General features: G+C 66.5%; 29 protein-coding genes. 13 read left to right on the forward strand and 16 right to left on the reverse strand.

Features of this window, described 5'->3' with window-relative positions:
* Nucleotides 1-33 precede the first annotated feature (33 nt).
* From V6K52_RS01395 to V6K52_RS01410, 4 genes are all read left to right on the forward strand, one after another.
* Complete coding sequence (locus V6K52_RS01395) at nt 34-831, forward strand: HAD family hydrolase (RefSeq protein WP_353952124.1); 798 nt, start codon at nt 34-36, stop codon at nt 829-831.
* Complete coding sequence (locus V6K52_RS01400; protein ID WP_353952125.1) at nt 828-1610, forward strand: DUF1206 domain-containing protein; 783 nt, start codon at nt 828-830, stop codon at nt 1608-1610. The genes V6K52_RS01395 and V6K52_RS01400 overlap by 4 nt, the downstream gene beginning before the upstream one ends.
* 42 nt (nt 1611-1652) lie before the next feature.
* A complete protein-coding gene (locus V6K52_RS01405) occupies nt 1653-2468 on the forward strand; it encodes an RNA methyltransferase (RefSeq protein WP_353952126.1) in 816 nt (271 codons plus the stop codon).
* 84 nt (nt 2469-2552) lie between these two features.
* Nucleotides 2553-3188, forward strand: a complete 636-nt coding sequence (locus V6K52_RS01410; protein WP_353952127.1) for a VOC family protein — start codon at nt 2553-2555, stop codon at nt 3186-3188.
* A 75-nt stretch (nt 3189-3263) separates the two neighbouring features.
* On the opposite strand, the gene purB is transcribed toward V6K52_RS01410, so the two are convergent.
* Nucleotides 3264-4673, reverse strand: coding sequence for an adenylosuccinate lyase (purB, locus tag V6K52_RS01415; RefSeq protein WP_353952128.1), 1410 nt, complete (start codon nt 4671-4673; stop codon nt 3264-3266).
* A gap of 60 nt (nt 4674-4733) precedes the next feature.
* Here purB and V6K52_RS01420 point away from each other — a divergent pair, with 60 nt between their 5' ends.
* Nucleotides 4734-5153: a hypothetical protein gene (locus tag V6K52_RS01420; RefSeq protein ID WP_353952129.1), complete on the forward strand. Its 420-nt coding sequence runs from the start codon at nt 4734-4736 to the stop codon at nt 5151-5153.
* Nucleotides 5154-5166: 13 nt separating this feature from the next.
* Here V6K52_RS01420 and V6K52_RS01425 read toward each other — a convergent pair whose 3' ends face one another.
* A complete protein-coding gene (locus V6K52_RS01425; RefSeq protein WP_353952130.1) occupies nt 5167-5679 on the reverse strand; it encodes a DUF6584 family protein in 513 nt (170 codons plus the stop codon).
* Between the two features lie 164 nt (nt 5680-5843).
* Here V6K52_RS01425 and V6K52_RS01430 point away from each other — a divergent pair, with 164 nt between their 5' ends.
* The gene (locus V6K52_RS01430; RefSeq protein ID WP_353952131.1) at nt 5844-7229 is read left to right on the forward strand and encodes a hypothetical protein; all 1386 of its coding nucleotides are present in this window, start codon (nt 5844-5846) and stop codon (nt 7227-7229) included.
* Nucleotides 7230-7235: 6 nt separating this feature from the next.
* Here the strand turns inward: V6K52_RS01430 and V6K52_RS01435 are convergent, their stop codons facing one another.
* From V6K52_RS01435 to V6K52_RS01485, 11 genes are all read right to left on the reverse strand, one after another.
* Nucleotides 7236-7727 carry a low molecular weight protein-tyrosine-phosphatase gene (locus V6K52_RS01435; protein ID WP_353952132.1) on the reverse strand — a complete coding sequence of 164 codons (492 nt, stop codon included), beginning with the start codon at nt 7725-7727 and terminating at the stop codon, nt 7236-7238.
* Between the two features lie 12 nt (nt 7728-7739).
* Complete coding sequence (locus tag V6K52_RS01440; RefSeq protein WP_353952133.1) at nt 7740-8660, reverse strand: M56 family metallopeptidase; 921 nt, start codon at nt 8658-8660, stop codon at nt 7740-7742.
* Nucleotides 8661-8667: 7 nt separating this feature from the next.
* Nucleotides 8668-9060 carry a BlaI/MecI/CopY family transcriptional regulator gene (locus tag V6K52_RS01445; RefSeq protein WP_353952134.1) on the reverse strand — a complete coding sequence of 131 codons (393 nt, stop codon included), beginning with the start codon at nt 9058-9060 and terminating at the stop codon, nt 8668-8670.
* A 5-nt stretch (nt 9061-9065) separates the two neighbouring features.
* Nucleotides 9066-10682, reverse strand: a complete 1617-nt coding sequence (gene cydC, locus V6K52_RS01450; RefSeq protein ID WP_353952135.1) for a thiol reductant ABC exporter subunit CydC — start codon at nt 10680-10682, stop codon at nt 9066-9068.
* Nucleotides 10679-12307, reverse strand: a complete 1629-nt coding sequence (gene cydD, locus V6K52_RS01455; RefSeq protein WP_353952136.1) for a thiol reductant ABC exporter subunit CydD — start codon at nt 12305-12307, stop codon at nt 10679-10681. The genes cydC and cydD overlap by 4 nt, the downstream gene beginning before the upstream one ends.
* Nucleotides 12308-12322: 15 nt before the next feature.
* The gene (cydB, locus tag V6K52_RS01460; protein ID WP_353952137.1) at nt 12323-13363 is read right to left on the reverse strand and encodes a cytochrome d ubiquinol oxidase subunit II; all 1041 of its coding nucleotides are present in this window, start codon (nt 13361-13363) and stop codon (nt 12323-12325) included.
* Nucleotides 13364-13411: 48 nt separating this feature from the next.
* Nucleotides 13412-14884, reverse strand: coding sequence for a cytochrome ubiquinol oxidase subunit I (locus V6K52_RS01465; protein ID WP_353952138.1), 1473 nt, complete (start codon nt 14882-14884; stop codon nt 13412-13414).
* Nucleotides 14885-15496: 612 nt separating this feature from the next.
* A complete protein-coding gene (locus V6K52_RS01470) occupies nt 15497-16042 on the reverse strand; it encodes an AAA family ATPase (protein ID WP_353952139.1) in 546 nt (181 codons plus the stop codon).
* A 198-nt stretch (nt 16043-16240) separates the two neighbouring features.
* Entirely contained in the window at nt 16241-16744 is a 504-nt protein-coding gene (locus V6K52_RS01475; protein ID WP_353952140.1) for an ATP-binding protein, read from the reverse strand.
* 123 nt (nt 16745-16867) lie between these two features.
* Nucleotides 16868-17131 (reverse strand): hypothetical protein, encoded by a 264-nt coding sequence (locus V6K52_RS01480; RefSeq protein WP_353952141.1) that lies wholly within the window; start codon nt 17129-17131, stop codon nt 16868-16870.
* A 161-nt stretch (nt 17132-17292) separates the two neighbouring features.
* A complete protein-coding gene (locus V6K52_RS01485) occupies nt 17293-17757 on the reverse strand; it encodes a DUF4279 domain-containing protein (RefSeq protein WP_353952142.1) in 465 nt (154 codons plus the stop codon).
* Between the two features lie 430 nt (nt 17758-18187).
* On the opposite strand from V6K52_RS01485, the gene V6K52_RS01490 reads away from it, so the two are divergent.
* Complete coding sequence (locus V6K52_RS01490; protein WP_353952143.1) at nt 18188-18529, forward strand: hypothetical protein; 342 nt, start codon at nt 18188-18190, stop codon at nt 18527-18529.
* An 88-nt stretch (nt 18530-18617) separates the two neighbouring features.
* A complete protein-coding gene (locus V6K52_RS01495; RefSeq protein WP_353952144.1) occupies nt 18618-19229 on the forward strand; it encodes a hypothetical protein in 612 nt (203 codons plus the stop codon).
* A gap of 26 nt (nt 19230-19255) precedes the next feature.
* Here V6K52_RS01495 and V6K52_RS01500 read toward each other — a convergent pair whose 3' ends face one another.
* On the reverse strand, nt 19256-19531 hold the full coding sequence (locus V6K52_RS01500; RefSeq protein ID WP_353951500.1) for a hypothetical protein: 276 nt from the start codon (nt 19529-19531) through the stop codon (nt 19256-19258).
* A 447-nt stretch (nt 19532-19978) separates the two neighbouring features.
* On the opposite strand from V6K52_RS01500, the gene V6K52_RS01505 reads away from it, so the two are divergent.
* The 3 genes from V6K52_RS01505 to V6K52_RS01515 are packed head-to-tail and all read left to right on the forward strand — an operon-like array spanning nt 19979 to nt 21194.
* A complete protein-coding gene (locus V6K52_RS01505; RefSeq protein ID WP_353952145.1) occupies nt 19979-20284 on the forward strand; it encodes a sigma factor in 306 nt (101 codons plus the stop codon).
* On the forward strand, nt 20233-20496 hold the full coding sequence (locus tag V6K52_RS01510) for a sigma factor-like helix-turn-helix DNA-binding protein (protein ID WP_353952146.1): 264 nt from the start codon (nt 20233-20235) through the stop codon (nt 20494-20496). Before V6K52_RS01505 ends, V6K52_RS01510 begins: the two co-directional genes overlap by 52 nt.
* The gene (locus tag V6K52_RS01515; protein WP_353952147.1) at nt 20493-21194 is read left to right on the forward strand and encodes a hypothetical protein; all 702 of its coding nucleotides are present in this window, start codon (nt 20493-20495) and stop codon (nt 21192-21194) included. The genes V6K52_RS01510 and V6K52_RS01515 overlap by 4 nt, the downstream gene beginning before the upstream one ends.
* A 64-nt stretch (nt 21195-21258) precedes the next feature.
* Here V6K52_RS01515 and V6K52_RS01520 read toward each other — a convergent pair whose 3' ends face one another.
* Nucleotides 21259-21615 carry an LLM class flavin-dependent oxidoreductase gene (locus V6K52_RS01520; RefSeq protein WP_353952148.1) on the reverse strand — a complete coding sequence of 119 codons (357 nt, stop codon included), beginning with the start codon at nt 21613-21615 and terminating at the stop codon, nt 21259-21261.
* 337 nt (nt 21616-21952) lie between these two features.
* Here V6K52_RS01520 and V6K52_RS01525 point away from each other — a divergent pair, with 337 nt between their 5' ends.
* Both V6K52_RS01525 and V6K52_RS01530 read left to right on the forward strand, forming a co-directional pair.
* A complete protein-coding gene (locus tag V6K52_RS01525; protein WP_353952149.1) occupies nt 21953-22453 on the forward strand; it encodes a SigE family RNA polymerase sigma factor in 501 nt (166 codons plus the stop codon).
* Between the two features lie 136 nt (nt 22454-22589).
* Nucleotides 22590-23174: a hypothetical protein gene (locus V6K52_RS01530; RefSeq protein ID WP_353952150.1), complete on the forward strand. Its 585-nt coding sequence runs from the start codon at nt 22590-22592 to the stop codon at nt 23172-23174.
* 107 nt (nt 23175-23281) lie between these two features.
* Here V6K52_RS01530 and V6K52_RS01535 read toward each other — a convergent pair whose 3' ends face one another.
* On the reverse strand, nt 23282-23518 hold the full coding sequence (locus tag V6K52_RS01535; protein ID WP_353952151.1) for a hypothetical protein: 237 nt from the start codon (nt 23516-23518) through the stop codon (nt 23282-23284).
* Nucleotides 23519-23652 lie beyond the last annotated feature (134 nt).

A 23652-nucleotide genomic window follows, 5' to 3' on the forward strand; every position in this document is an offset into this window, starting at 1 on the left:
CGGCTGTCCTTTGGCATCGATAGGTTTGACCGCATGACGGTCACCCCACACCTCGTCGCGCTCGACATCGACGGCACGACGATCAACCATGCCGGCGAGATGTCACCGGTGGTGCGGGACACCGTGCGTGCCGTGGCCCGCGCCGGTCACCACGTGACCATCGCGACTGGCCGCTCGATCATCGCGACGATGCCGATCCTGCACGAGCTGGGCATCGAGACCGGCTATGCCGTGTGCTCCAACGGCGCGGTCACCCTACGACTCGACCCTGCTCTCGAGCGCGGCTACGAAGTGATCGAGGCCGTGACGTTCGACGCGGCACCGGCACTCAACCTCCTGCGCGCGGAATGGCCTGACGCGGTCGTGGCCGTCGAGGAGCTCGGCATCGGCTTCAAGGTCAACGCGCCCTTCCCCGACGGCGAGCTCCAGGGCGACATCACCGTCGTTCCCTGGGACGAGCTCCTCGCCCACCCGGTGACCCGCGTGACCTTCCGAGACCCCACCGGCACGGCCGAGGACTTCATGGACCTCGCCGAGCGGATCGGTCTGCACGGCGTGAACTACTCCGTCGGCTTCACCGCGTGGCTCGACGTCAATCCCGAGGGCGTCAGCAAGGGTTCGGCGCTGGAACTGGTGCGGCGTCAGCTCGGCGTCGAGCCGGCATACACGCTCGCAGTGGGCGACCAGCGCAACGACCTCGAGATGCTCCACTGGGCCGCCCGCGGCGTCGCGATGGGCAACGCACCCGACGAGGTCAAGGCCGTCGCCGACGAGACGACGCTCGATGTCGATGACGACGGGCTCGTTCCTGTGCTCCAATCACTGTTGTGAGTGAAACTGCGCGCAAGGTCGGCGACCACGACATCATCGAGAAGGGTGCCCGTCTGGGGATGGTGATGAGCGGGATCCTCCACCTGGTCATCGCCTGGATCGCCCTCAAGGTCGCGTGGGGCTTCGGCGGCGGCTCCGACAGCGCCGACAAGTCGGGTGCCCTCGACACCGTCGCGGGTGGTGCGACCGGGCCGGTGCTGTTGTGGCTGACCGTGGTCGGCTTCGTCCTCCTCGCGATCTGGCAGGCGAGCGAGGCGGTCGTCGGCCGTCACGGTGGTGAGGCGAGCGACCGGGCCAAGGCAGCGGGCAAGGCGGCGATGTATGTCTTCTTCGCCTACTCCGCGTACGCCGTCACCAAGGGTGCCACCTCCTCGGACGAGCAGAAGACCGATGAGGCCACGGCCGGCCTGATGTCGAGCCCGGGCGGGCGGGTCCTCGTCGGGCTCGTCGCCCTCGCCATCCTCGCGGCGGCGGCCTATCACGTGTGGAAGGGCTGGACCAAGGGCTTCCTCGAGGAGCTGCGGACGCATCCTGCACCGTGGGCCGTGAACGCGGGACGAGCGGGCTATCTCGCCAAGGGTGTTGCCCTCGGCGTGGTCGGGATCCTCTTCGGGTCGGCGGCGCTCTCGTCCAGGGCGGCGGATGCCGGTGGGATCGATGCGGCACTCAAGGAGCTGCGTGATCAGCCCTTCGGCCCCTACCTGCTCACCGTGGTCGCACTCGGCATCGCCGCCTACGGCGTCTACTCCTTCGTCAAGGCGCGCCTCGCCAAGCTCTGAGCTCCGTTCGCGCCTTCGCAGGCGCAAGGGAGAATGACGCGTATGCCGTCCCGTCCCGATCTCGAGATCACCTCACCTGCCAACCCGCGCCTCAAGCAGCTCGTCGGGCTGCGTCGTCGACGGGTCCGTGACGAGGCCGGAGTGACCGTGGTCGAGGGTTTTGAGGAGCTGGGGCTGGCCCTTGACGCGGGAGTGCGGCCACGGACGCTCTTCTATTCGCCCGAGCTCATGCTCGACGCGCAGGTGCAGCTGCGAGTCGTCGACGACGTCCGGGCGTCCGGGGTCGAGACGGTCCGGGTGTCGCGGGGTGCGTTCGAGAAGGTGGCCTATCGCGAGGGCCCGGACGGGTTCATCGCCCTGGTCCCGGCTGTCCGTGCGGGCTTGGCCGATCTCGAACTACCTTCTGCTCCGCTGCTGCTCGTCTGTGAGGGCCTCGAGAAGCCCGGCAATCTCGGGGCCATGCTGCGCACCGCTGATGCCGCCGGTGTGGATGCGGTCATCGCCGTCGACCCTGTCACCGACTGGGGCAACCCCAACGTCGTGCGTGGGTCCAAGGGGACCGTCTTCTCGGTCCCGGTGGCGAGTGCCACGCTCGACGAGACGCTCGCCTGGCTGCGGGAGGGCGGCATACGTCTCGTGGCGACCACCCCGGACACCGAGACGCTTCACACCGACGCCGACCTCACGGGAGGCGTGGCCATCGCGGTCGGCACCGAGAAGTTTGGGCTCACCGACGAGGCACTGCGGTCGGCTGAGATGCGCGTGCGCATCCCCATGCGCGGACAGGTGAACTCGCTCAACGCCTCGGCCGCCGCGGCGATCGTCGTCTATGAGGCAGTGCGCCAGCGCTCCCAGTGACTCACGAGGCGACTGAGAGTCACGGACGCCTCACCAGCACCACCCGTGTCAAGAGCACCCTCTGAGGTGTGTCACGATATCGGCATGCGAGTCGACCATGTTGTCTATGCCGCAGAGAACGACGGGGCGCGAGCCACGGCCGCACGTCTGGCCGAGCAGCTCGGAGTAGCAGCCGTCGACGGGGGTGTGCATCCGCGCTTCGGGACGCGCAACGTCATCCTGCCTCTGCTCGGTGATCGTTATCTCGAAGTTGTCGAGGTGCTTGACCACCCCGCGTCCGACAAGGCCCCTTTCGGGCAGGTCGTGCGTGCGCGCTCCGAGGCTGGCGGTGGCTGGCTCGGTTGGGTCGTGAGCGTCGACGACATCACCAAGCAGGAGCAGCGCCTGGGCCGTGAGTCGGTCACGGGCAACCGCCACCGACCCGATGGTGTCGAGCTGCGCTGGCAGCAGCTGGGGGTCAAGGGTCTGCAGTCCGACCCGCAGCTGCCGTTCTTCGTCCAGTGGGCCGAGGGCACGCAGCACCCGTCGGGTGTCGGCGCCACGCAGGTGGCCCTGCGTTCGGTTGAGATCGCTGGCGACCCCGACCGTGTGCGTGACTGGGTCGGTGTCGATGAGGACTACGTCCCCGCCGACGTCGAGTTCAACTTCATCGCCCCCCGTGGCAACCCGGGCATCCTGTCGGTGACGTTCGAGACTCCTGACGGCCCCGTCACCGTCTGACCCAAGCCACCCGGCATACCCGAAAGTGCCCCGCCTGCGACCACGGTCCGGCGGGGCACTTCGCTGTTCAAGGGGTCAGTCCAGGTGGTCGACGAGCTCCGGAGCGATCCCGACATAGCTCTGGGGAGTCATCGCGGCGAGGCGATCCTCGACATCCTTGGGCAGGCCCAGGCCGCGGACGAACTCGACAAGCTCGGGCTGACCGATCCGACGCCCACGGGTGAGTTCCTTGAGTCGCTCGTAGGGCTCTTCCATGCCGGGCACTCCTTGGGCGCCGAGCGCGCGCATCGCCGACTGGATGGGCTCGCCGAGCACCTCCCAGTTGCCGTCGAGGTCGCGTTCCATCGCGGCAGGCACGGCGTCGAGACCGGCGAGGCCACGCGTCGCGTTGTCGAGGGCGAGGAGCGAGTGGCCCAGCGCGACACCGATGTTGCGCTGCATCGACGAGTCGGTGAGGTCGCGCTGGAGGCGGGACTGCACGAGCGTGGAGGCGAGGACGTCGAGGAGGGCGTTGCTGACCTCGAGGTTGGCCTCGGCGTTCTCGAAGCGGATGGGGTTGACCTTGTGCGGCATCGTCGAGCTGCCGACGGTGCCCTGACCGCGGACCTGGGCGAAGTAGCCCATTGAGATGTAGGTCCAGACGTCGGTGCACATGTTGTGGAGCACGCGGTTGAAGCGAGCGACGTCGGCATAGAGCTCGGCCTGCCAGTCGTGGCTCTCGATCTGGGTGGTGAGCGGGTTCCAGGTGAGGCCGAGGCCCTCGACGAAGGACTCGCTGATGTCCTCCCAATCGGCCTCGGGCACAGCGGCGAGGTGCGCGCCATAGGTGCCGGTCGCACCGTTGAGCTTGCCCAGGAACTCGCCGTCCTCGACCCGACGAAGCTGACGCTGCAGGCGCCAGGCCAGCACGGCCAGCTCCTTGCCCAGCGTCGAGGGAGTCGCGGGCTGACCGTGGGTGTGGGAGAGCAGCGGGACCGCACGCAGGTCCGAGGCCATCGTCGACAGGGCCTCGACGAGGGCACTCGCCCGCGGCAGCCACACATCCTCGATGGCGCCCTGCACCATGAGGGCGTAGGACAGGTTGTTGATGTCCTCGCTCGTGCAGCAGAAGTGGATGAGCTCGGCGAGGCCCTTGTCGTCGTCAGCGGGCGCGATCTCGGCGAGGCGCTTCTTGAGGAAGTACTCGACCGCCTTGACGTCGTGCTGGGTGACCTTCTCGGTCTGCGCCATCTCGGCGATCTCGTCCGGGCCGAAGTCCTCGACGATCTGGCGGAGCCGTGACTTCTCGTCGTCGGTGAGCGTGCGGACGCCGGGCACGACCTCACGGTCGGTCAGGTGGATGAGCCACTCGATCTCGACGTGGATCCGCTGCCGGTTGAGCGCCGGCTCGGACAGGTGGTCGACGAGAGGAGCCACCGCACCGCGATAGCGACCGTCGAGGGCGCCGAGCGCGATGGAGGGAGTGACGTCAGCAAGAGAACCCATGGGCGCATTCTCCCATTGGCTCCACCGGGGCCTGATGCCACATCGATCTAGACTCCGGGGGTGTTCATCCCCACCAGCACGCCCGGTGAGTCCTCACCCGTGCATCCCGAGGTCGTGCGGCGGCTGCTGCACTCGGAGCCGTTTGCCAGGAGCCGGCTTCTCGCGGAGCGGCTAGACACCGACCCCATGATGCTCGAGGAGCTGCTCGACCTCGTGCGGTTGCGCCGCGTGGAGAACAATCCCCGCCTTGCACCGCTCGCCGGGCTCATCGCGCAGGCCGTGGACTGGTTGAGCGCGTCGGCCTTCGACGCGGATGGCTCAGCGGCACTCGTCGCCAGGCGCCGCATGACGATGGCTGCTCTCATCTATCTCGTCGACTTCGATGACGTCATCCCCGACGACGTGGTGCGTGGAACCGTCGATGACTTCGTGGTGCTGGACTTCGTCCTCAACCGCGCCCTGGATCCTTCTGGGCGCTGATGGGCGGCGTGCCTCAGTTGAGGATCCACACCGTGACCGTCCACAGCCCGACGCCCAAGAGGGCCACGAGCGAGAGTGCAAGCACGATCCAGAAGGTGGGCATGACGATGTCCCCGAGGCGCTCCATGGCACTGGACTCGTGGGGTGGCAGGCCGCGCTGCTTGCGTTGGTAGCGCCGGATCCTGGCGCGCTCGGCCTCCTGTGCCTCCGCCTCGAGGTGGATCAGATGACGCTCGGACGCAAAAGCCGCGCGCAACGGTGCCGGAATCGCGCGCCATTGGGCGTCGGCATCACCGTGCTGCTCGCGCCACGCGGCGACAGATTCCTGGGCGACTACGCCGTCGCGTCCGGTGACGAACCACAGCGCACCCGCAGCCGGCAGGTCCTGCATGGAGTGGTGAACCCGAGCCAGCTCATCCGCAACGACTGCGTCCGGCCGATGCGCCAGGAGCCCGGTCAAACGGGCGCGCGCCTTCCACGCACGGCCATCGGCCGCGTCGCGTCGAGCCCGCTCCAGTGCATCCATGGTGAGAATCGTGGGGCTGCACCACTGTCGGCGCAAGCGCATATTCGGCAGAGGACGGGTGCTTTCAGTTGTGCCGGCGGCTCGCGATCCTGGTTGTGAAGGCGAGTCGCTGTGCAACACTGGCGCTCCGGTTTGCGGGGAGCTGCAGAGGTCGAGGGGCCCAGATGACGGATCGGCCAGCTGTGCCGCTTGCTGAGAAGCGCAGTCAGGTGCTCGTGTCCGTGGCGCTCTGCGTCGCGGCTGCCCTCGTGCCCGTCACCTCGCTGGCGGTGGTCCCCCACGATTCTCCGATTCCTTTCGTTGTGGCGGTGATCCTGCAGGCGTTCGCCCTGACGTGGCTCGCCCGCATTGCATGGTCGTGGCGGCGTCCACGGCGAAGCCCCCGCGCAACCGACTTCGTGCTGGTGGCGGTGGCGCTCGTGACCGGAACGATCGCCCTCGTGCTGTTCAGGGAGATCGCCCAGAGTTTCGGCATCCGAGGCAGTGCGCTGCCACGTGTCCGGAGCGGTGCTGCTGACGCTGTGGACTACGCCTACCTCAGCGCGACGGTGGTGGTCGTCGCCGTGATGGCGGTGGCGGTTGGCCTCTTCGTGCTTTTGACACGGAGCATGGCCACGGTGCGTGCGCTGTCGCAGAGGGCAGGGGTCACCTCGGGCGAGGCCGTCGACGCGGTTGAGGCTATGTTTGCCGTCCCGGATGAACCTCGCCAGACCGTGGCTGTCACTTCTGCGAGTGATTCGTTCTGGCGACGGTTGATGGGTCGCTCGGCCTGGGTGCTGTTCGCGATCTGCGCCGTGCTGAGCCTGCCCGGGTTGTGGCTGGTGGCCGCCGACTACCTGGGCAATCTGGGGGTGGTGGGTGGCGCCATCCTCTACATCAGTGCGCCGGTGACGGCGTGGGCCGTCCTGCAGTCGGTGTGGCGCCGCGACAAGGAGCTCGGCGTCCTGATACCCGCTGTGTACCGCTGTATCGTCGTTCCATTTGTCACCGCGCCGCCGATCGGGTTGCTGCAGCTGCTCGTCGTCCACCTGCCCGCATTCTCCGAGCGGGTGCGCTCGTTCCAGCGCCCCGAGGAGATGTACGAGGGCCACTACTGGTTCCCGCTTGAGGACACCTCCCTGTTCACCTTCTTCGCGGTCGATGTGGTGCTCGGTGGAGTGGCGTTCGCGATGGCGGCAGGCCTCTTCGTGGCAGTGTTTCTCGTCCTGCCGATCACGGCCTTCCGTGATCCTGACCAGTTCGTCAGGGAACAGGGTTTGAGTGGGCGCCCCGAGCACCGTTCCCGCAATGTCGTCGTGGTGCGTGTTCTGGCGCTGGGTCTGCCCCTTGCCTTCGTCGTCCCGGCGTTGTTCGTTGGCTCCAATTCCGGCGACTTCAGGCGGTGGATCGGCATTCTGCTCGCAGTGGTGGGGGTCGGAGCCATGTACTTCACCTGGCGAAACCAACGCATCGATGTTGCAGCACGTGTCGAGTCAGGAATGCCCTTGGGCATCCTCAACCCGGACGACCGCAAGCGACTGAGCAACAGCGACGGGCAGTCCGACCTCTGAAGAGGTTCAGCGATCGCTGCCGAGGTGGTCGACGATCGCGGGCAACGCCGCCTGCACCTCGGCGTAGGTCTGGTCGAACGAGGCGTCATCGCCCCACCACGGGTCGTCCATGTCGAGATCCTCGGCCTGTGCGGAGGTGGGGTCAAAGGACCGGAACAGACGCACCTTGGCCCGGTCCTCCTCAGTCGGCGCAAGCCGCAGCAGCGTCCGCTCGTGTCCGCGATCGGCAGCCAGCACGGGGTGAAGATCGGCGAAGTCTTCGGCGGTGAACCGCTGCGCCCGGTGCTGGTCCCACCCGCCGTCGACGTGCCCATTGCGACGGAGCACTGCGACCGTGCGCGGGTCCATCGGGTTGCCACTCTCCTCGGCCGATGTGCCGGCCGAGGTCACCTCGACGTCGCTGATCCCGGCGCCCTCGAACGCTTCCCGCAGCAGCCACTCGCCCATCGGTGAGCGGCAGATGTTGCCGGTGCAGACCACGCAGATCCGATACGTCATGGATCCAGCCTCTCACCGCCAGGCGAGCCAGAGCAGGGCGAGGGGAAGGACGAGGACGACCGCGGCATACGCGTACATGACCGCGACCGTCACCGCTGGCAGGGGTTCGTCGGCGAGGAGCCGCATCCGGGCGGCCGTCGTGCCGTGACCGCCAGCAGCGAGTCCGGCCTCCGGCGCCCGACCCTGCGCGAGGGTCATCAGTGCCCGGGCCGTGGTGACCGGACCGGACTGGCGCACGGCAGCGCGATCCGCGAGCGCTTCGACGAGGAGCTGGACCTCGCGCAGCGCCTCGGGTGAACGGACCGGGTCGGGCACGGAGTGGTGCAGCACGGTGAAGTATTCGATGAGCAAGTCGTGGCGCCCGCGCAGGTGAGCCCGCTCGTGGACCAGGACCGCGTCGAGTTCGTCGGCCGGCAGGGCAGCCAGGGCGCCCTGGGTGAGCACGACCCGCGACCGTCGGCCCGGGAGGCAATACGCCGTGGGTGTCGCGTGATCAAGGACGCGTATGCCGTCCGCTCGCCTGCCGCTCTGGCTGGAGAACGAGATCGGCTCGGCGAGCACGTCGACGAGTTCGCGGTGGCGGGCCCGGGCCGCGCGCAGGCGGGTGCCGATGCGGTGACCGGACAGCATCAGTCGGCCGAGGACGAACAGCGTCACTGCTGCGGCCACGCCGAACACGAGCCAGCGACGGGTCTGGATCCACGTGATCGTCGCCGCACAGTCGCCGGAGCAGGCGAACCATTCGGTGCGGGTGAGATAGGGGATGGCGGCCGGGGCCGCGCACAGGGCGGCGATCACGGCAGCGAGCGAAACCGCCTGCCACGCAACCAGAGCCGCTCGGGGGGAACGTCGGAAGAGCGTCAGACGCGCCATGAGCCGGGGAGCCAGGGCCGCGAACACGACGGCCACGAGGACCAGTGCGAGGGCGTACACGTGGGCCTCAGCCGCGCCGCTGCTCGACCTCGGAGAGCGCCGCGCGCAGGTCGTCGAGCTCCTCGGGAGTGGCACCGTCGAGGAAGTGCAGCAGGGTCGCCCGACGATCACTCGCATCCCCGAGCGACGCGCGCATCGTCTCGGCGGTGAGCGACTCGCGCGTGCCAGCTGGGGTGTAGCGCCAGGCCCGACCATCGCGCTCGCGGGTGACAAGGCCCTTCTTGGACAGGCGGTCGAGCACGGTCATCACCGTCGTGTAGGCGAGGTTGCGATCAGCGGGCAGTGCCTCGAGCACGTCACGCACGCTCGCACCGTCGGGTCGCCGGGCCGTGGAGTCCCAGAGCTGCTCCATGACGACGCGCTCGAGATCGCCGAGGCGGGGGGCGGGCGTGGAGGGCACGGGAATCAGTCCTTGCGGGTGAGCGTGAGGTCGAGGAGTTCGTCGACGGCGTCGAGGCCCTCGTGGCGGTGGCTGACGACGACCACGGTACGCCCCGACGTGGCCGCCCAGACGTCGCGCATGACGCTTGTCGCGGTCGCGTGGTCGAGGTGGGCCACGGGCTCGTCGAGGAGAACGACAGGTCGTCGCGAGAGGACCGCGCGGGCGAGTGCGAGGCGGGCCCGCTCACCTCCGGAGACGCCACGTCCACCGGAGCCGAGTCGGGTGTCCAGACCGTGGGGCAACCGGTCGAACCAACTGCCCAGCCCAGAGACCCGCAGGGCCGCAACGAGGTTGCTGTCGCTCGCATCCGGCTGTGCGAGAACGAGGTTGGCGCGGACGTCGGCGGCAAACAGATGCGGCTCGTCATCGACGACGGCGAGGAGGTCGCGCACGGCGGCGGCGTCCAGCTCCGTGACGTCGTGCCCGTCGACGAGGTAGCGCCCCGAGGCGGGGTCGAGGGCCCGTGCGAGGACGGCGAGCAACGTGGACTTGCCCGAACCGTTGGCGCCGACCACGCCGACTCGGTGCCCGGGCGGGAGGTCGAGATCGACCGGTCCGACGTCGACCCGACCCTCGACCCAACCTGCCGTGACGCCCTTGAGCCGGAGGTGGGGTGCAGCCGAGGATGGTTGTCCTGAACCCGTATCGGCAACCGCCGCGGTCTGGTCGAGAAGCGAGTCGACCCGTGAGCGGCTCTGCTCCGCCCGGGCCTGGGCCCGCCCGGCATCGGCGAGCGGCAGGACGGCGTCAGCCAGAGCCGCAGGCACCACGACGAGGAGTGCGGTCACGGCAGGGGTCAGGTCCGAGCCCGTGGCGACAGCAGCCATGACGACCGTTGCGGCGCCGGTCAGCGTGAGGACACCGCCCGTGACGAGTGCTCGTCCGCGGCTCTGCCGCCGCAGGGCCCGGGCGAGGTCGGCGTGCGCCACGTGGAGTCGGTCGAGCACGTCACCGGTTGCACCGATCGCCTGCAATTCCGGGGTATGCCGTGCCACCAGCTCCGCTGCCCGGCTCACCTCTGCGCGGGCCGCTCCCAGGAGCGGCTGCGCGTCGCGTTCGAGGGCCAGCCCGGCGCGGGAAAGCAGTGCCACGAGCAGCATCCAGACCGCGACGACCAACCCGGCCATCGGCTCGAGCGCCCCGGTCAGGAGGACGGCGAAGAGCGCCGCGACAGCGGCCGACAGCAACGGAACACGGACGCGCACCTGGGCTTCGACGACGTCGGTGAGGTCGTCAACCACCCCGCTGAGGACGGCGCTTCGCGAGCGGCGCCCCAGGCGAGCGGGAGTCAGAGGGATGAGGGCGGCATACACCGCAGTGCGTGCGGACGCGAGGTCCGCGAGCGCGGAGTCGTGAGAACGGAGCCGTTCGAGGTGGCGGAAGAAGGGCCGCGCCATGCCGAAGGCGCGCACTCCGACGATCGCGGTGAGCAGGGTGAGGATGACGGGTCGTTCGGCTGCGCGCACGATGAGCCACCCGGAGGTCGCCGTGAGCGCCACGCCGGACGTCAGCGCGAGGCCTCCCCACACGCCTGCGAGAGCGTTCTGCCGCCTTGCAGTTGAGTGCTCCAGGACAGTCATGACCTCACCTCCGCCATCGCGTGACCGAGATGCACGTGCTCGCCAGCGACCGCGACCAGCGCGGGCGAGTGAGTTGCGACGATGACGCAGCGATCGGCGGCGAGTTCACGGACGAGGTCGATGATCAGCTCGGTGCCCGGCCGATCGAGGTGGGCAGTCGGCTCGTCGAGCAGGACGACGGGTGCGTTCGAGAGGGCGGCTCTGGCCAACCCGAGGCGCAGCCGCTGGCCGGCCGAGAGGCCGAAGCCGTCGTCCCCGAGTGGTGTCTCCAGCCCGTCGGGCAACTGGGCGACGAAGGCGTCGAGCCCGACCCGGCGCAACGCTGACCACTGCTGCTGGTCGGTGAGTTGGGTGTCACTGCCAAGAGTGAGTGCCTCACCTATCGCCCCGTCGGGGAGGAACGGTCGTTGGGTCACGTAGTGCACTCGCCCCGTTGTCACGCTGCCTGCATTGGGCGTGCGCACCCCAGCGATGAGATCGAGCAAGGTCGACTTCCCGGCGCCCGATTCCCCCGTGACGACAGTCAGCCCGGCTCCTACCGTGAGCGTCACGCCGACAAGCACCCTCACGTCCGACCCCGGATATTCGTAGCCCACCCCCGCCAGAACGGCCGACCTATTGCGCAATCCGTCGGATCTGCTCACTGATTGCGCATTTCGTCGGGCCGACGGATTGCGCAACAAGTCCGGGGTTCCGACGGATTGCGCAATAAGTCGGTCGATGGCGGCGGCGCCGTCGGCGGCCGCGTGGAACTCGGCCCCGACCTTCCGGATCGGCCAATAGGCCTCTGGCGCAAGCAGGATCGCGAGCAGACCGGCATACAGGGTCATGGACCCGTGGGTGAGGCGAAGGCCCACCGAGACCGCAACGATGGCCACCGAGATCGTCGCGAGCAGCTCGAGCGCCGCCGAGCTGAGGAACGCCAGCCGCAGGGTGCGCATCGTGGCCACGCGGTGCTGCTCCGACACGGCCCGCACCACGTCCACCTGCCGTCGGGCCCGACCGAACGCGACGAGCGTCGGCAGGCCACGCATGACGTCACCGAAGTGACCGGCGAGCTGCTCGAGGGCTCGCCAGCGGCTCATCGTGTCGTCCTGGGTCGTCCGCCCGATGAGCGCGGCGAAGAGGGGGAGCAGGGGGAGCGTCACCACGACGATGACGGCACTCAGCGGGTCGACGACGACGAGTGCCACCACGGCGAGGAACGGCACGACGGCACCGGCGACGAGGGCCGGCAGGAAGCGCGCGGCATACGGCTCAACCGCATTGGCTCCCTGCACGGCGAGGGTCGACGCCTGCTCCGCCTCGGGACGTCCTTCGGCGGGTGCCGCGAGCCAGCGTTCGAGCAACCGCCGCCGCAGGGCCGAGCTCACTGCGATCGCCGTGGTCGCGCCCAGGCGCTCGACAAGCATCCCCAGCCCAGCCCGCACGAGAAACGCGATCACGACCCAACCCGCACTGCGCTGCCAGCTGCCCTGTGCGACAACGTCGGTCACGAGTCGCGCGAGTGCCACGGCGAGGCCGATCGCGGCCGCACCCTGCAGGGCGGCGACGACGGCCAAGGTGGCCACCGGCGCTCGCGCGGCCGGTACCGCCTGCAGCAGGCGAGGGTCAAAAGGCTTCATCGGTATGCCGTCCGCTCACTTCACGAGCGCGGGTGCGCCCATGTGGTGGGTCGAGAGTCGCCGACGGAAGACCCAGTAGGTGTAGGCCGTGTAGAGCAGGACGATCGGCACGAAGACGAGCGCGGCGATCGACATGATCTGCAAGGTCATGGGGGTGCTCGCGGCGTTCTCGATGGTGAGTGAGGTGCCGCCGGAGAGGGTGGTCGGCATGACCGCCGGGTGGAGGGCGACGAAATAGGCCGCAGCCGTGCCGGCCCACGTCAGTGCCGTGGCGGCGAACGCGAGCAGTTCGCGACCGGCGCGGCTGGCGACGAGACCGCCGACGAGTCCTGTGGCCGCGATCACGGTCAGGGCGACGACAGGTGCAGAGCCCTGGGTGCCGACGAGCCACCCGAGCAGTCCGACCGCGAGCACCGCTGTCGCCAGGCCCGATCGCCAGGCGACCTGGCGGGCCTCGGCTCGCAGGGTCCCATCGGCCTTGAGTGCGAGGAACAACGCGCCGTGGGTCACCGACAGCGCGACGAAGGTGGCACCTCCCCACAGGCTCGGGACGTTGAGCAGAGTCCCGAGCGACCCGACGAACTCGAAGTCCGCATCGAGAGGCACGCCGCGCACGATGTTGGTGAGCGAGAGCCCGACGAGGAAGGGTGCGGCCACGGAGCCGCCAATGATCGCCGCGTCCCAGCGCTGGCGCCAGGTGTCGTCGTCGCGCTTGTGGCGGTACTCAAGGCCCATGTTGCGCACGATGAGGGCGACGAGGAGGGCCAGCAGTGGCAGATAGAAGGCGGAGAACATCGATGCGTACCAGTGGGGGAACGCCGCGAACATCGCTCCGGCTGCCGTGATGAGCCAGACCTCGTTGCCATCCCAGTGCGGGCCGATCGTCGTGAGCATGACGCGGCGTCGCTTGTCGGCCTCGGCTGCACCGGTGCCGACGTGGGGGCGGCGGCCAAGGACGGGCAACAGGGTGCCGACCCCGAAGTCGAAACCCTCGAGGACGAGGTATCCGGTCCAGAGCACGCCGATGAGGATGAACCAGATGAAGGGATAGTCCATGTCGAACTCGCCTCTCTCGCAGGGTTGGCGAAGGTTTGGGTCGGAAGGTCAGTAGGAGAACTGGAGTGGAGCGTCCTCGGCGGGTTCGGACTCCGGTTCGTGGAAGGGCTCGGCACCGTGGGCGACATAGCGCAGGAAGAGACGTACCTCGACGACGGCGAGCACGGCATACAGGAGGGTGAAGACGGTCATCGACGTCCAGATCTCGGCCACGGACACCGATGGCGAGACGCCTAAGGCGGTCGTCATCAGGCCGTTCACGAGCCAGGGTTGCCGGCCGGTCTCGGTGAAGATCCACCCAAAGCTGTTGGCAAAGAGCGGCAAGAGCGGGGCAGCGACCGCCGCCCATACCCACCAACGCGATGTCGGCGCCCGGCGCGACCCGCGGGTCACCCACAGCAGCAGCGCCGACAGACCCATCGACGCGAAGCCGAGGCCCATCATGAGGCGGAAGGTCCAGTAGGCGAGTGGCACGTTGGGCATGTAGTCGGCGTCACTGTCGGATGCGACGACTGCCACTTCAGGGCCGTAGGTGCGTTCGATGCCGGCGACCATCTCGGCATTGCGGGCCTTGATCTCGTTGATGCCCTCGACCGTGCCGTTGGGGTTGCCGGTCGCCATGAACGCGAGGACCTTGGGCACCTTGATGGCGAAGACCTCTTCGGTGCCGTCGAGCGACCCGATCGTGAGGATCGAGAAGCCGGCGCCGGTCTCGCTCTCGTAGAGCGCCTCGGCCGCAGCCATCTTCATCGGCTGCACCTCGGTCATGATCTTGCCCTGCACGTCGCCGGTGACAACGACGCCGAGGCTCGCGACGAGGGTGAGAACGGCGCCGAGGCGGGTGGCCTTGCGATACATGGGGACGTCGGCCGCGTCGCTTGCTCCCGGCTGGGCCGCGCGCCTCCAGAGCCAGACGCCCACACCCATGACGACCGCCCCACCGACCATGTAGGCCGACGTGATGATGTGCGGGAAGGCCACGAGCTGGACCTTGTTCAGGAGGATCGCGACGAAGTCAGTCATCTCGGCGCGGCCCGACTCGGGGTTGTAGCGGAAGCCGACGGGGTTCTGCATGAACGAGTTGGCCGCGAGGATGAAGTAGGCCGAGAGCAACGTCCCCACGTGGACGACCCACATCGTCGCGGCGTGCAGCTTCTCGGGGATGCGGCCCCACCCGAAGATCCACAAGCCGAGGAAGGTCGACTCGACAAAGAAGGCGAGCAACGCCTCCAGGGCCAAGGGCGCTCCGAAGATGTCGCCGACGAAGCGCGAGTAGTCCGACCAGTTCATGCCGAACTGGAACTCCTGGACGATGCCGGTGACCAGCCCGAGTGCGAAGTTGATCGTGAAGAGCTTGCCGAGGAACTTCGTGAGCCGCAGCCACTCGGGCCGACGCGTGCGCACCCACGCGACGTGGGTGACGGCGACGACGAAGGACAGGCCGATCGTGATAGGGACGAAGAGGAAGTGGTAGACGGTGGTGATCGCGAACTGCCACCGCGCGAGGTCGACGGGGTCCATGGCTCTCCTGCGGATCGGTTCCCGGATGCGCCGGGTTCTACTACGACCGATAGTAATACGACGGTGTGTAGTAGACCAACCGCGGTGAGGGGAGGGCTCCGTCACAAACGGCCCAGATGCTGATGGCCTGCTGAAGAGGAGGCGCTGAACGCAGCAGATCAGGTCGTTGGGTTCGATCCTCCCGATACGTCCCCTTCAGGCCGCGCGCTGGGATCATCAGTCATGGCAACCCGATGGCGAGCCCTTGCGCTCAGTCTGACCGTAGCTCTCGCGGCAGTGACGACTGCTTGGTACTGGACGACGCACTCGGCGAGTGAGCGGCAATTTGGGTCGTGTCATTTCGAGGGGAACGTCCTTGTCCTGAAGTGGACGGGTGGCGCGAACGAGAGGAACAGTGTTCAGCTCGACATGAGGAACAACGTTGTCGTCGCGTCATTGCGGACTGAGGTCGGTAGCGGCAGCAGCCTTGCCATTGGCCTCCCGGGCGAGGCACGTTTCACCGTTTACGGTGACACCAGACAAGTCAGGGACTCCAAGGGAGAGATACTCGCGTGTCCCTCGCAGTAGGCGTCAGCGGCAGGCCATGGTCGGGACATCCCCGACTGCCGCATGTCAAGGCGTCGGTGCTTCGAGTGCGGCTCTCAAAATGCCAAGGGTCGAGGAAGTGGACCCCGTCGCATCCACCCACAAGGCGCCGGGGCGACGCTGTCGGAGTGCCTCGATAGTTTGGACCAGCGCTGGCGCGTCGGCCGGTCCAACCAGCCGGTTGTTGACCGCGTGCTCGAACCGGGTTGGGTTGCTGTCCCGTTCGGCCAGCCGCTCCGCGAGCGTGCCTGCGTCGAGCTCGAGCACGCACTCAAAGAACCGTGCGCCGTGCCGTGCGGATAGTCGCTCGAGGTCCTCAATGAACGAGGTTTGGGCGAGGTACTGTCCGATGACGAGGTCGAATCCAGCGCGCAGCTGTTCGCTGGCCAGCGCGAGCGTCAGGCGCCTGGCGTGCAGTCCCGAAGCCGAAGGATCCTCGTCCCACCGCCCCAAGGAGTGCTTGAGCCCGTCGATGTCCAGAGCCAGCGTCGTTGACCTGTCCTGGGCAAGGGCGTGCGCGATAGTCGACTTGCCTGAGCCCGGAGCGCCGTTGATCAAAACGAGTCGAGTCATCCCGAGACGGTAGTGCCGCGCTGGCCCCCTGAACCTGCGGCACGAACTGAATGCGGCACCTGCGGACGTTTCGCGATCACCTAGTCACTCTGGGCGCGATGGTCCTTTTGCGCGAGCATCGCGCTCCTCAGCCGCTGACCCTCTCCGAGCGGCAACGGCCGAGTGGGAGATGGCAGCGGTTGGAGGCAGGGGCGGACGCTACGTTCGTACCGACCAAGTGTCATATCGAGCAAGCTCGGCATCGTTGGGCACTTCAAACAGTCCCCTCCACTCGTGGAGGTCCGTGCGCTGGATAGGCGGCACTTCGATAGCCCTTTGTTGAATCCGGCGCCACAATTCCTCGTCATCAACGTCGAGGTGGATCAGTTCGGTCGTGGCCCCGAGTGCGCTTGCTTGACGCCGGAGTGCATCGCGCTCCGATCGCGCCCACGTTCCCCACTCGATGATCACCGTCGCACAAGTGCGCAGGAGCTCTTGCGCCAAGGACCACTGAAGCGCCTCGACGCGCGCGCGCATGTCGGCGTCCCAGAGGTTGGTGCCGAGCGCGTCCAGCCACTCGTCCGGGGCTAGCCGAAGACCACGTCGCTCACTCGCCAAAGCCCTTGCAAGGGTGGTCTTGCCGCTTGCGGGCAGCCCACAGACGATGACGAGTCGCCCGGCTGTGTGCGCCTGTCGGGCGGGCTCGGCACTATCGGTCGACATGCTGCCAATTGTGACGTGCCGTCTCACTGCACGAGTTGGTCGGCGCTACTGCGCAGGTCCTCGATTCGGCACATCGGTGGCATCAGCGAGCGATCAGCTCAGTTGCGTCCTCGACCGCGCAAGTCAGCCCGCTTGGGAGGGCCGTTCGAGGCGCTCGACGCGCTCGCGGGCGGCGTCGTGCGCCTCGTCGAGCCCGTGGCGGAGCATGGCGATCAGGTCGGGCACCTCGTCGGCTGCGAGCCGGAAGGTGCTGACGCAGACGTTGTTGCGCCAGAGCGAGAGGACGACGACCTGCTGCTCTTGGTGCCAGGTCGCGCGAAGCGAGCGGCCATCACCACGGGGGTCGGGGAAGACCGTCCCGGTGCGGGGCGTGCGCTGCAGGGCCATATGCCATTGTGACCCCGCCCACAAGGATCCACCAGACCCGTCCCTGCCCTGCCGAAGCTCCGGGGCGTGCCCGAACTGCCCGAGGTCGAAGTTCGGCCGACGATTCGTCACTGACACGCCCTGCCCGCTCGGCGGCAGATGAGCGCCCTTGCAGTCGCCGATCACTCCGGCGCTATGACGTAGGTATCGATGTCCAGACCGCACCCCAGGCGCGTCAACCGGAGCAGCGTCCCCGGCGACAGATAGAGAGCCGGTGTGGCCACCACGGCACCCGTGGTGCCGTCAGGCTCGATGTCGAGATGTCCGTACATCTCGATCACGACATCCATCTTGAACTCGAGCCCAAACCTCCCCCGGGCCTCGTCCACCTTGGCCATCGGCTCGAAATTGTCCAAGACCTCCCGGATGAGGACTTCGGTGTCCACTTCAACTTGATCCGCCGTGCTCCACATCCACGCGCTGAACGGACGAACGCGACCGCCTTTGAGCAACTCGCCCTTTCGATGGACTGACGTCGGATCGATCCCGAGAAACTCGGTGAGGGCAACGGGGTCGAAGTCGTCGTCCTCATTGGCTGCATATGCCACGAGCTCTGCACGCTGCTGCACACGGGACGTCGAGGTCACGGTGCAAGGTTCCCACGAGCTTGGTCAACGTAGCCACCCTTGTTGTGGCTCCTCGGGCGGCAGCCTCGGGCAGTGGACCATGCTCGGCTCCGTCCTTGGCGCGGCGAATCCGGGCGTTTGTCTGTTGTGCTGCGTGGGCTGGGGCTAGCGTGCACCAGCGCTCAGACATGCTTCGGGGGCTTACCTACGGCGTCGTCTGGGGAACCTCATCAGTGGCGCCTGCGTCCTACCGACGAGTCCCTTTCAGACGGGAGTAGCGATGAGCTCGAGAGTGGTGGCGATGTGCGTCCTGCTGGCGATGGCTGTGAGCTCGTGCGGGGCAGCGGGGCCCCTGCGTCCGGATCCGGCTGCCTCTTCCAGCGGTTCCGAGCTGCCGGACCCCACGGCAGGACGCACGGGAGCAATCGAAGGTAGTGCTGCTATGTCCTGCGTGGAGGAGTACACCCTCGCGGCAGTGACGAACCGCGCGTTCGCCTTCGATGGCGTGGTCATAGACATTGGCGACTCTGTCTCCGACCAAGGTGGTGAAGGCGACCTCGGGCTTCCCGGCGTCACCTTCCGGGTATATCAATGGTTCTCCGGCGGCGAAGGCCGCACGTTCAGGGTGGACCTTCAGGCGCCAAGTGGCTCATTCGGCGTCGGCTCCCGACTCCTGGTCAGCGGGGAATCCCGTTGGGGCGAGCCCGACTTGGCCGCCGCCATTGCATGGGGATGCGGCTTCACTCGGTATTTCGACGCCAAGACGGCACACGCTTGGGAGCAGACGCTCTAGGCAACCGCGCCGTCATCGGCACTAGTGCGGAATGCGGCATGTGCAAACGTTCTCCGCGAGCCCATCGACAGAGTGGTGCAATGAACCGGTGAATCGTGTTGACCCACCGCAAGAGCATCTTCGCTGGTTGCGGCAAGCGGATGGAAGCGGATGGGCAGGCTTTGACGTCCGCGGGTGGCCTGATGCCTTGTGGCTGCTGCACGGGATGTTCGTTGATGTTGAGCTTGGACAGAGGCGTCGCCTGACGTGGAGTGAACTTGCCGGCAGGGCCGGTGGTCTCGCCCCGGCGCAGATGGACGACTTCCCGCACCCCCAGCAGTGGGGTTTCGACGCGTACAGCGATCACTTCAGCGAGCCTGTCCACGAGGGGTCGCTGGACGTTGAAAGCTGGGATGGACTTCTTGGCGTTCTACAGGACGCCGCGTGCACCGAGTGCTACGTCTTCATCTGCGAGATGCACACCGACGATTGGGCCGGCGGCGGTGAGTTCTGGACCGGTGACGTCTCGGAGCTCGCCACATGGGTGGGGCGCGGGGACGATGATTGCACGCCTATAAACATCTGGGCGGCGGACCGCTCATGGTTCGTCTACACGGATGCTGATGGGCTGGCGACCTACGTAGGTGGCAGCGAACTTCTCATCCGGCGGCTTCGCCAAGATGACCGCATCGAGATCATTTCGGCTCGGCGATCGGCCTGATCGCGGCATGACCGGATGTCTGTTGGTCAGAAGAAGTCGAGGGCGAATCGGCCCAGACGCTTCAAGGACGCGCCCAGGCTTCGGATGTAGCCGATTCCCGTGCGTTGGCCCTCACGCCATCCGCTCGCCGCAGCCGTGATCAGGGCGACGATTCCCACACCCCACGCCACGACAAGGACGGATGCCGGGTAGTCGGTGAGCCATGAAGATGCGAGGACGAGCCCTGAGGCCGCCAGAAGAACTAGCGCCAGCCCCGGGAGCACACTCACGACGAGTGGCGGCTCGCGGCTGGCGGACTCCATGACGGGAGCATAAGGCGGGCGCCCAACTAACCGGTTCGCGGCAAATGAGTGCGTTCATAGCGGGGCGTCGTGGTCTGCCCTTCAGTCAGGAAGGCAGTCCCCCGTTCCGAGCGAATCCGAACGTCGTCAAGACTCGTTCGATTGCACCGTCTACAGCTCCGTATCCGCCGATGTGCCGGTTGAGGCCCGGTAGATCGGTCCGCACTAGAAGGCGGGCGTGCGGCGGGACGCGAGGGATCATGACGTCCATCACGACGTCAAGCAGGCCGGGACAGCCACGAGTGGGAACTGGGCTTCCCGTTCGAGCAGTGCCATGAGCTGCATCAGGACGAAGCCTGCTCGCCAGCTGTAGGGCTCCAGCCTTCGAACCGAGTGTGACGCAGATCACACTGGGATGCGTACGGGTGGGTTCGCCTGCGGCGTTTTAGTAGACAGGAGGTGATCCACGTGAGCGACGCTGACGATTTTGACGGGTTTGTACACCGAAGCTTGCCCGCCTTATCCCGGGCTGCGTATGGGTTGACGTCCGACAGGCATCGTGCGGAGGACCTTGTACAAGAAACGCACATTCGCGTTGCTCGCCACTGGCAGCGTTTGATGCGTGATGGCGATGACCCTCTGCCGTATGCGCGCAAAATCCTGTATCGCATGTGGCTGGACTCCCTCCGTTGGCGCCGGCGGCATCCGGAACGGATAGGTGAGTGCCAGATGAGCGCACCCACGACGACTGGCAAGGTCAAACCGACCGCATAGCTCTGCACGAGAGCCTCACGAGACTCCCGCATCTTCAGCGTGCGGTGTTGGTGCTGCGCTACTTGGACGGTCAGTCCGAGATGGAAACGGCTCGAATTCTCGGATGCACGCTAGCAACCGTGCAGTCGAAGAACCGCATAGCGCTCAAAACCCTTCGCCTTACTTACCACGCGGAAAACGCCTCAGATTCAATTGGAAGGATGCCGTCATGATCCCCTCTATCAAGTCGCAGCTCGAAGAGATGTCAGAGGAAATGCAGATGAGTCGAACCGACGACTACTCTCAGCGGGTTTGGAACGCAGGCCAGAGGCAACGCAAAGTCCGTCATGTCCTGGGCGGACTTGCGGCAGCGTCCACTACCGTTGCCCTTGTCGTGCTAGGCGCTTCTCTATTCCCATTGCCCGACCCCGGCAATCAACGAGTTGATCCCGCGGTGCAAAGTACCCCCTCCGACGATGTGACTGCGAGACTTGGAGTGGTCCGCGCCGAGCTCGCCGCCAATCCCGCGTGGCCGCAACGTGAGATCAAGGCTGAGGATGGTCGGCTGCTCCTGCCATTCAGCGCAGGCGACCCGGCGGACTACCTTGCCTGGCTCAAGCAAGTCGGAGACCGTTTCGACGGCGGGGTCCGCAGGGTTTACACGCCGGCGCCTGGGTCTCCGTCCCAGGAGGAACTTGTGTTCGTGCGCGAGCAGCTGTCTCGCGAGCTACTCGCGCTGGACCTGAAGGTGCCGGGTTCGCTTGGCATTGAGTTCGAAAAAGGTCGCGTCGAACTACGTCACGAAACAACGACCGATCCGGGGTATCTCGCCTTTTTGGAGGAGGCACAGTCCACCTATGGCAACAGACTGCACGTTCAAATCGCAGATGATCCAATCGGAATTTTCTCCTCCCGCACTGACTCTCCGTGAAAGTAGAATAGATCCCTCTTTCAACATTTGAGGCTCGATTACTCGCGAGTTCGTGACATCCCATTCAACGTAGGCCCCCTCGACCGATAAGAGTGGGGCATGGGCTTACTCCCAGGCGTCTTCCTGCCAGCTGCCCCAGAGCGCTTGGACGACCTGATACTTTCGTGGGGGCGCCCGTAGCGCTCGGGCCGGTGAGCAATGGTCGGGCCGAAGTTCGCGGCGGCGGCGGGGTCGCTGGCCGTGCGGCGTTCCACCCGGCCCGGCCGTGGGTCATCACGTCTAGCGCCTTGAACTGGCAAGCGATGTTGTAGGGCTCGCTGAAGGTCGTGGATCCGGTGGCGACCAACCCGATGCGTTCGGTGGCGCGACCTATCGCACCGAGGGTGAGCGTGGGCTCGAGCAGTGCAGAGACGATGGGCAATGCCCTGCTGATCCCGCTTCCTGATGGCGCTTCGACCGTCAGCTAATCCCTTCATCTCTAAAGCTGACGAGGCGCGCAGGGCGGTGGCAGCCTGTCTACCGCTCATCGGCAGGATCCGAACTTCCGGGTTGCGGCATGAGCGGAAGCTTCTAGGGCTCGCCTGTCGGTGTGGACCATCGTCACTGATACGACCTGCCCGCACGTAGCTGGTCGTCCGCCTGATGCGCTTAGATCTCAATCCCCTGACCAGCGTGGCGGTCACTGTGACACAGATCACACTAAGAACGCGGACCGATCTTCAAGCGCGTGGAGTGTAAGGAGTAAGGGAGGTGAGCAGGTGAGATCGTCTGCAGAGTTTGAGAAGTTCGTGCACGGAAGCCTGCCAACTCTGTCTCGTTCCGCCTATGCATTAACGGGCGATGCGCATCTCGCTCAAGACCTTGTCCAGGAGACTCATATCCGGGTGGCACGACATTGGAACCGTCTTACTAGAGACGACGAAGACGTGCTTCCCTACGCCCGCAAAGTGCTGTATCGGCTGTGGCTTGACTCTCGTCGCTGGCGATCTCGCCACCCGGAACATGTAACTGAAGAAGAACCCGCGGTGGCGACTTCAACTGATGAATCCGAGCTGATTGTGGCCCGGTTGACAGTTAAATCCGCGCTGATGCAGCTGACCCCACGTCAGCGGGCCGTCGTGGTCCTCAGGTTCTTGGAAGATCGCAGCGAAGCGGAAGTGGCGGAACTGCTTGGCCAGACTGTTCCGACAGTACATGCACTGGTGCAGCGGGCCCTGGCTCAACTTCGCATCCGCTACCCAGAGCTCGAGTTCAAGTAACAGATCGGGAGCACCAATGTCCGAGCAACTCAGGCAGGACCTCACCCGGCTTGCCCAAGAGGCACCAGTCAATCGTGACCCCTCTTACGCCGAGACGGTGTGGCGAGTTGGTGCGCGACGTCGAATGCTCCCGGTCGTGAGCGCGGCACTTACCGGCCTCATCGCGATTGTTGCGGGATTTACTATCTTTGGTTCTCTTCAGCCACCTCCGTCGCCACCGGAGAGACCAGCAGCCGCCAGCACTGCTGCGGCATCCGAGCGTGTCCGGTCTGAGTTGGCAGCCCAGATAGCTCGCCGCCCCGACTGGCCGCAGCGGTCGGTTGTTGTCCGAGACGATGTTGTGTGGGTCCCATATGGCCCGAAAGATCCCGCGGACTACCGCGAATGGGTCGCCGGCCTGGGCTACACCTATGACGGAATCGTAGGTACGGGATTGGATTACATCGCCGACCAGCCTGGAGTTCCATCACTGACCGAACTCGAGGCCACGAAGAAAGAGGTTACCGAGGCGTTGAGACCCAGCGCGACCCAAGCCAAGGTTGGTTGGGGAGTAAGCATCTCGATCCTTGACGGAGTCGTCCGAGTAACCCACACGACTACCAAGAACCAAGAGCTCCTCGATGCCTTAACGAGGGTCAAAAACACCCATGGTGCGATGGTCGCCATCGTCGCTGAGGAAGGCCCAATCTCGCCAGCAGTCACGACAGAAAAGATAGGTTGACAACCGTCTAGGGCGGGTCAGCCGTCCCGCACCACTGGCTACGTACCCGTTGCCATCCTCGCGACCATCGTCACGACCGCGCGGAACGCGGCATGAGTAGCCCTGTGTCAAGCCACCTGTTCCTGGAGGCGTTGTAGGGCGCGGTGTTTGGTGGGGTCGTAGGGCTGTTGGTCTTGCCAGCAGCGCCAGATGATGTGGAGCCAGGCGCGGGCGAGGATCCGGACGGCGTGGGGGTGGTCGTGGCCGCGGTCGCGGGCTCGTTGGTAGAGGTCGGCGGCCCAGGGGTTGGCGTGGTGTGAGTCGCCGGCGAAGTCGATGACGGCGCCGCGCAGCTGTTTGTCCACGGCCCATCGGAAGGTGACGATCTTGACCTTGCCGGACTGTTTGGTCGAGGGTGCCGCCCCGGCTAGGTGTACTGACCCGGGACGTTGGTTGAGTGATTGCGATCCGCTGATCTGATCAGTGGCGCGGGAAGGGC

Origin of the sequence: Knoellia sp. S7-12, assembly GCF_040518285.1 — a bacterium.
Lineage (GTDB): Bacteria > Actinomycetota > Actinomycetes > Actinomycetales > Dermatophilaceae > Knoellia.

What these genes read in the sequence shown, in the direction of transcription:
- V6K52_RS01395 (WP_353952124.1), top strand. Translation starts at nt 34, where the DNA reads ATGACGGTCACCCCACACCTCGTCGCGCTCGACATCGACGGCACGACG.
- V6K52_RS01405 (WP_353952126.1), top strand. Translation starts at nt 1,653, where the DNA reads ATGCCGTCCCGTCCCGATCTCGAGATCACCTCACCTGCCAACCCGCGC.
- V6K52_RS01410 (WP_353952127.1), top strand. Translation starts at nt 2,553, where the DNA reads ATGCGAGTCGACCATGTTGTCTATGCCGCAGAGAACGACGGGGCGCGA.
- purB (WP_353952128.1), bottom strand. Translation starts at nt 4,673, where the DNA reads ATGGGTTCTCTTGCTGACGTCACTCCCTCCATCGCGCTCGGCGCCCTC.
- V6K52_RS01425 (WP_353952130.1), bottom strand. Translation starts at nt 5,679, where the DNA reads ATGGATGCACTGGAGCGGGCTCGACGCGACGCGGCCGATGGCCGTGCG.
- V6K52_RS01430 (WP_353952131.1), top strand. Translation starts at nt 5,844, where the DNA reads ATGACGGATCGGCCAGCTGTGCCGCTTGCTGAGAAGCGCAGTCAGGTG.
- V6K52_RS01435 (WP_353952132.1), bottom strand. Translation starts at nt 7,727, where the DNA reads ATGACGTATCGGATCTGCGTGGTCTGCACCGGCAACATCTGCCGCTCA.
- cydC (WP_353952135.1), bottom strand. Translation starts at nt 10,682, where the DNA reads ATGACTGTCCTGGAGCACTCAACTGCAAGGCGGCAGAACGCTCTCGCA.
- cydD (WP_353952136.1), bottom strand. Translation starts at nt 12,307, where the DNA reads ATGAAGCCTTTTGACCCTCGCCTGCTGCAGGCGGTACCGGCCGCGCGA.
- cydB (WP_353952137.1), bottom strand. Translation starts at nt 13,363, where the DNA reads ATGGACTATCCCTTCATCTGGTTCATCCTCATCGGCGTGCTCTGGACC.
- V6K52_RS01465 (WP_353952138.1), bottom strand. Translation starts at nt 14,884, where the DNA reads ATGGACCCCGTCGACCTCGCGCGGTGGCAGTTCGCGATCACCACCGTC.
- V6K52_RS01470 (WP_353952139.1), bottom strand. Translation starts at nt 16,042, where the DNA reads ATGACTCGACTCGTTTTGATCAACGGCGCTCCGGGCTCAGGCAAGTCG.
- V6K52_RS01475 (WP_353952140.1), bottom strand. Translation starts at nt 16,744, where the DNA reads ATGTCGACCGATAGTGCCGAGCCCGCCCGACAGGCGCACACAGCCGGG.
- V6K52_RS01480 (WP_353952141.1), bottom strand. Translation starts at nt 17,131, where the DNA reads ATGGCCCTGCAGCGCACGCCCCGCACCGGGACGGTCTTCCCCGACCCC.
- V6K52_RS01500 (WP_353951500.1), bottom strand. Translation starts at nt 19,531, where the DNA reads ATGGAGTCCGCCAGCCGCGAGCCGCCACTCGTCGTGAGTGTGCTCCCG.
- V6K52_RS01515 (WP_353952147.1), top strand. Translation starts at nt 20,493, where the DNA reads ATGATCCCCTCTATCAAGTCGCAGCTCGAAGAGATGTCAGAGGAAATG.